This window comes from Planktothrix prolifica NIVA-CYA 540, from assembly GCF_963864145.1.
GTDB classification, from domain to species: domain Bacteria; phylum Cyanobacteriota; class Cyanobacteriia; order Cyanobacteriales; family Microcoleaceae; genus Planktothrix; species Planktothrix agardhii.
In genome coordinates, this window is the sequence record NZ_CAWLTW010000001.1 from 5,223,405 (window position 1) to 5,229,945 (window position 6,541).

Annotated in this window: 6 protein-coding genes; 2 read left to right on the forward strand and 4 right to left on the reverse strand. The window is 40.1% G+C overall.

Going from position 1 to position 6,541, the window contains the following annotated elements; all coding sequences use genetic code 11:
* Window positions 1-19 precede the first annotated feature (19 nt).
* The 4 genes from mtnB to AC559H_RS23345 form a co-directional block, all read right to left on the reverse strand.
* Window positions 20-649 carry a methylthioribulose 1-phosphate dehydratase gene (gene mtnB / locus AC559H_RS23330; RefSeq protein WP_026794776.1) on the reverse strand — a complete coding sequence of 210 codons (630 nt, stop codon included), beginning with the start codon at window positions 647-649 and terminating at the stop codon, window positions 20-22.
* Window positions 650-725: 76 nt separating this feature from the next.
* On the reverse strand, window positions 726-1,886 hold the full coding sequence (locus AC559H_RS23335) for a RuBisCO large subunit C-terminal-like domain-containing protein (protein WP_026794775.1): 1,161 nt from the start codon (window positions 1,884-1,886) through the stop codon (window positions 726-728).
* A gap of 63 nt (window positions 1,887-1,949) precedes the next feature.
* Window positions 1,950-2,522, reverse strand: coding sequence for a 1,2-dihydroxy-3-keto-5-methylthiopentene dioxygenase (locus AC559H_RS23340; RefSeq protein ID WP_026794774.1), 573 nt, complete (start codon window positions 2,520-2,522; stop codon window positions 1,950-1,952).
* Window positions 2,523-2,647: 125 nt separating this feature from the next.
* Window positions 2,648-4,105, reverse strand: a complete 1,458-nt coding sequence (locus AC559H_RS23345; RefSeq protein ID WP_026794773.1) for a glucose-6-phosphate dehydrogenase — start codon at window positions 4,103-4,105, stop codon at window positions 2,648-2,650.
* 228 nt (window positions 4,106-4,333) lie between these two features.
* Here AC559H_RS23345 and AC559H_RS23350 point away from each other — a divergent pair, with 228 nt between their 5' ends.
* Window positions 4,334-5,809 (forward strand): NB-ARC domain-containing protein, encoded by a 1,476-nt coding sequence (locus tag AC559H_RS23350; RefSeq protein ID WP_051319796.1) that lies wholly within the window; start codon window positions 4,334-4,336, stop codon window positions 5,807-5,809.
* Window positions 5,799-6,541, forward strand: a 743-nt coding sequence (locus AC559H_RS23355; RefSeq protein ID WP_148292375.1) for a tetratricopeptide repeat protein, incomplete at its 3' end; no start/stop codon positions are given. The genes AC559H_RS23350 and AC559H_RS23355, both read left to right, overlap by 11 nt.

Below are 6,541 nucleotides of genomic sequence, written 5' to 3' on the forward strand. Positions count from 1 at the left end.
CTCGCCCAAACTCTATTAATTAATGTTGAAAATTCAGTCCCGCCTGACGAGCCGCCACAATATAGCGGAAAATATATTCTACTAATTCAATATGGTTTTCTGCGGCTTCTGGAGAATCTGCCCAAACCGTTACTCCATGATTTCTAATCAGCAATGCTGGCACATCAGGAGTCATAGTTTTAAACCGTTGAATAATATCTTCAGCAATTCGAGGTACTTCTAAATAGTTCTCAAAAACAGGCATATAGACTTTAGGATTTTCTTGCCAAATTCCTAACCCTTTCAACATCTCAATGGGCGGTAAAGGCAGTTGTTCATGATCAATAAAATTTGAGACCAATTTGGCTTCAACTGAATGAACATGATAACAGGCATTTGCATCGGGAAACAAAGAATATATTGCTTGATGAATACTGGTTTCTGCCGAGGGTTTATTGTTAGGAGAAGGGTTTTCTAATATCTCTCCGGTTAGGGACATTCTCACAAAATCCTCTAGGACTAATTTGCCTTTTTGTTTGCTACTAGCAGTAATCCAAAAACTATTATCAGCTATTTTAGCCGAAAGATTTCCAGCCGTCCCTGCCATCCAACCCAGTTGATGAAATTGGCGAGACGCATGAATTAAAGATTGACGGGGATCAGTATTCATAAATTAATTAAAAAGGCTAAATAATCAGTAAATTAAAATAGCCCCACTTAGCAAGGGGGGTTGGAGGGTGTCACAATTAACCCCATTTTTCCATCGCCTGTTTAAGAGCGCCAGGGGGCATTTCGTTCACATCAAAGGGTAGACCCCGTTGATACCAGTCAAGGGCTTGGAAGAAGGCATTAACCCCCGCTCCTGGGCCGTTTGGATGATCCATAATCCCCGTCCCGGCATTCAGAATTACATCATTTCCATAGTCGGATAGGGCTTTGGGGACAATTCCGGGGTGAATTCCAGCCGAAGGTACAGGGAAGACATTGCGCGATCGCAACTGCTCACAAATCCGTTTTTCCTCAACCGGATCAAAGGGTAAACTGCCATAGTGGGCGGGATATAACACCGCATCTGCCCCGGCGTGGGCCATTAAGGTTCCCAAAATCACGGAATAGGAAAAACCCGTATCGCCAGACGCACATAACGCCCCCGCCAAGGCAGGATGGGCGAAAATGGGAACATTCAATTCTGGATCGGCGGCTAGGGCTTCTAAGACCGAAAAACCGTAGGTGAGAACGTTTAATAATAGGGCATTTGCCCCTTCTTTCACCAGTATTCGGGCTTTTTCTAATAGGGTTTGGGCATTTCCAGTAACATTAATAGCATACAAAACCGTGCGCCCGGTTTCTTGTTTAATTTGGTCTAAAATCGGACGACAAGCTCTTAATCTTTCTAGGGTTGGGGCGGTGTTTAAATCCCCCATAATTTCATCATCTTTAATAATATCTAATCCGGCCGTTGCCACTTCTTGTAAAATTGTAGCATGATCCTGGGCTGATAATCCTAAAGCGGGTTTAAAGATTGCCATAATTAAAGGACGATCAAAAACTTGTAATTGTTGACGAATTCCTGATATGCCAAATTTTGGCAACTGACCATAATTATTATCGAGTCTAACCGCAACTATTTTACCAACTCCCGCCATTGAATATTTGCCAAAAATCATCGTTAGCAAACTAGCAATATCATTTTCAACATTAATTTCAGGAAAACTAACTGTTGCAATATTATCACCTTGATTGTCAGTTTTAACGTTAATAACTTGGGCTAAATGCGATCGCAAATTATCCTCCCGATGGCTAAATCTTTCGTCCCAAGTTCCGGCGGTTTGTCCGATAGCAATTACTTTCGCCTGACGCAACGCATCAATATTAGGTGGAAAACGATAATCAACTTCAATGGTCATGGTTTTTTATTCTAGCAATTGTTATCATTATTGTAGAGACGTTGTATACAACGTCTCTACAAATTAATTCATAATCAAGGTTTTTTTCGGTCTTCTGGAAAAAATTCTAATTTCAGTATCCGTATATTCAGGAGTCCAACCTTCGGTTGTGGTGAAATAACGAATCGCTTTAATTCGTCGAGTTTCTGTTAAATAAAACCAATGTTCTGTATGAGCAGGAACATTAACATATTCTTCAGGTTTAACGGTTAATTCAACTTGGCTACCATCGGGACGGACAAAGCCAAATACTCCTTCCCCATCAATAATATAACGAACTTCATTATCAGCATGAATATGGCACTGTTCAAATTTTGCTAATAATGTTTCTAGGTTGGGGGTATTAGGATTAAGAACAATTAAATCACGGGACTGATAACCTGCGGTTTGTTTTAATTCTTCAAAATATTGATCTAGTCCTTGCAGAACTTCCGCTTTTTCGTTATCGTTTAATGCAGGTTGATTCAACAATTTAATCAATTCTGGATCTGTACCGACAGACCAATGGTTTAAATGAATATTCAGACCAGCTAATTCTTGCTGAATTTCATCTAATTCGGTGTAAGTTGTCCCGTCTTCTAACTGTAAAATTGCCATATTTCACCTCCACAGTATGAACCGTTTTTAATCACAACCTCTAATACTAGCAAAAAAATACAGTTTGTTGTTGGGCTTGAGTTCCTAGAGGGATAGGCTGAAGCCCAACAACAGGCGAAGGTATTTTATTGATAGCGGTTCAGCCGTTCGGATAAATCACTCCAACGGCGACCATCACTGGTCATAATTTCTTGGGCGGCATCTGGGCCGTCTGTACCCCGTTCATATTGATGAATGGTTAACGCATTACCATTAGTTTGAGATGCGTTTAAGCGTTCCATAATCGGGGCTACGGCTTCCCACGAAGCCAAGATTTCTTCGGCAGAAACAAACCAGGTTTGATCGGATTTCATGCACTCTAAAGTCAAAGGTTCGTAGGCTTCCCGACTGGTAAGACCGAAGGCTTTTTGGTAGGGTAAACTCAAGGTTTTTGTGACCAGTTTATTTGATCCTAATTCCTTGATTTCGGTATCTAAATAAATGCCTTCATCGGGCTGCATTCGGAAGGTTAATTGATTGGGTTTGGCAGTTTCAAATAAGACAGGAGGAATGGGTTTGAAGTGAAAAATCACCTCCGTAATTTTAGCGGTTAAGGCTTTACCTGTGCGAACATAAATTGTAACTCCCGCCCAACGAGAATTATTTACAGACGCTTTAAACGCGCAATAGAGATGATTCCCTTCGTCTTGATAGGTTCCTAACACTAAAGAATCTGCATCCACTTTAAGTGCTGATAAGAATTTAGCTTTAGAAGTCGCTAGATCTTTTGAGTTTAAACTATTAGGTGCATCCATCAGTAACCAAGCCAACATCTGCATAACGTGGTGAACCATATCGGGAAAACTGCCTGGAAAGTTGCGACCATCAACGGTGGTTGTTTCGGGGAGATTAATCTCAATATACTCAATATATTGACGATTCAAAATCGCTTCTAACCAAGGGTTGGCAAACCGATAATATAAAATATTACGGATGCTTTCTTTTCCGTTATAGTGGTCGATGAAATACGCCTGAGACTCTAAGCAATATTGACGCACGGTATCAATAATGATTTGGGCAGTGTTTCGGTCTTGACCCACTGGTTTTTCCACCACAATTTTATTCGTGCGGTCAGTGAACAGTCCCGCCTCGCCTAATGCTTTAATAGTGGCGTTAAAAAACTGTGGGGGTAAGGCTAAATAATAGATGCGATGACCGGATAAGTTGTGTTTTCCTTCCAATTCGGCAATTTTAGGCAGTAATTTGTTTTTGACGAATTCCACATCGGTTACATCTCCCTCAATATAATCGAGAGATTGCTGAAATTCGCCTAAAATCGTATCCGGTTGAGTTTCTTTTAACTCGTTTTTGACCTCAATTCGCACTTGAGATTCAGTTTGGGATTTTTTAGGGTTATCAACAATCAAAATCGGGGTATCTAGGTCAATATCGCCTTGGAGTTTCAGTTGATATAAGGCGTTATATAATTTGACTTTGGCTAAATTGCCTTTCCCCAATAGTACAAAAACACCTTTTTTGACTTCGGTTGGGGTTTTTGCTGCTGATAAATAAGGAATGATTGAAGTTTTATCGCTGCTAATCATAGCGGTGTCCTATTTCTTTCTACACCCCCAGGATCTCATGTTTAATTAATAAGTACATCCCCAATTAATGTATAATTTAAAGTGTACAATTAGTGTAATTGTGTAAGGTTAGTGTAAGGTTGGTGTAAGGTTGGTGTAAGGGGGTTAGAGAAACCGGGTTTCTGTCTACCCCTAGACAATTTTGAGGAAATCTGATAATATATTATTTAATTTGGAAAATCACTAACTATGGATTGGGATAAGGCGAAGTGGAATGAGTTTTTAGATTCCATTGCGAACATATATCAATTAACGGAATCGCAAAAACAGGCTTTTATAGCTAGGTTTAAAAGAGATAATTTGGAAACAAATGAAACCGACGTAGTACCTGACTATAGTAGTATTAACACATTCAAAAAACAATTGGGTGAGGTTTATAAAAAATTTTCTAAAGATCGTGCCGATCTAAACGGGCCAACTAAGGGAAAATTTGAGATTTTAAAGGGGTTGTTAGAAGAAAAATATCTAAAATATATTAATTCTGGTGTTGATTCAGGTCAGACTCAGAATGCAGTTCCCGAAACTATTTCTAAAACTGATAATCCCGAAACGGAAGACGAGAATAACGTTGAATCTCTTGTCACAACTGATCATTTACCGCCACCTCGGAATAACTGTTTTAACTTAGGAATAAAAGACCAGAAATATTTTGTAGGACGGGATGCAGCCTTAGCCGAACTCCATGACCTTTTGCAAGAGAGGGGAAAGGTGGCGGTGTGTGCGGTGTCGGGAATGGGGGGAATTGGCAAAACAGAATTAATGTTACAATATGCTAAACAATATCAACAGCAATACCCGAAAGGATTGTGTTGGGTGACAGCAAAAGCGGAACAAGATATTGCCACACAAATTATTGTTTTTACTCAAGAATATTTTACCCCATTTCAACCCAACAATCAACTGCCTCCTGCTAGTCAAGTTCGCCAATGTTGGCGACAGTGGTTAGAACAGCCGCCGGATGGGAAAATGTTATTGATGATTGATGATGTCTCTGACCCCGATTATCAAAATAAAATCGAACCTTATTTACCCCAAAATTTACAACAAATTTCGGTTCTGTTAACAACTCGCTGGAAGTTTGGGTCAGATTTTGGGGTGTTACCTTTGGACGTTCTGAACCCGAAAGATGCTTTAAACTTATTAGAATTGCGGCTGGGAAAAGACCGCATTAACGAACAGTTAGCCGATGCAGAACGGTTGTGTGAATGGTTAGAATATTTGCCTTTAGGGTTAGAATTAGTTAGTCATTATTTAGAAGAATTAACCGATTTATCAATAGCAGAAATTTTATTCGAGTTAAATCAACGGGGGTTAGAACATGATGCCATGCGACGGGAGAATAATCAACCCTGGACTTTTACCGCAGAAAGGGGAGTGGCGGCGGCGTTTGATTTGAGTTGGGAAAGATTAGACCCCCCAGGGCAACATTTGGGTTTATTATTAAGTTTATTGGCTCCCACCGAAATTCCTTGGGAGTTGGTGGAGAATACAGAAGTTAACTATTGTCAGAACCGGGAAATCTCCTTTAATCGCAATCAATTACAACAATCTCGCCGCAGTTTAAGGCGTTTACATTTAATTAAAGACTCAAGGAATACCGTTAGCTTACATCAATTAATTCGACAGTTTTTTAAAGAAAAAATGGAGGTCTACAATGTTAACTAATCTGGGTTATACTCCTGTCGCTGTGGATGAAATTAATCTATTGAAACAAGCGATCACGCAAACCCTAGCAACGGAAGCAAAGGAAATTCCTGATATTTTAACAAATGATGATATCGCTAAATTAACGTTAATCATTCCTCATCTGGAAGAAGTCGCTACCCACTTCACCGATGCACTTAGAGATGAGGATTTAATTCATCCTTATGTGGGTTTACATAATTTTTATGTTCGTCAAGGTCGCTATGGAATAACTGAATATTGGTCGAAGAAAGGTTTAGATTTAGCAGAACACCGTTTACCTGTTGATCATCCTGATTTGGCTGAGGGTTGCGAGGGATTAGGTGCAGCCTATTATTTTCAGGGAAACTACAGCGAAGCTGAACCCTTGTTGAAAAGAGCCATTGCCATTGCCGAAAAATCCTTACCCCCAGACCATCCTAATTTAGCAACCTACTTAAACAACTTAGCCTATCTGTACTCTGACCAGGGAAACTACACCGAAGCGGAATTATTGTTGAAAAGAGCCATTGCCATTGCCGAAAAATCCTTACCCCCAGACCATCCTAATTTAGCAACCTACTTAAACAACTTAGCCTATCTGTACTCTGACCAGGGAAACTACACCGAAGCCGAACCCTTGTACAAAAGAGCCATTGCCATTGATGAAAAATCCTTACCCCCAGACCATCCAACTTTAGCAACCCACTTAAGCAACTTAGCTAGTCTGTACTA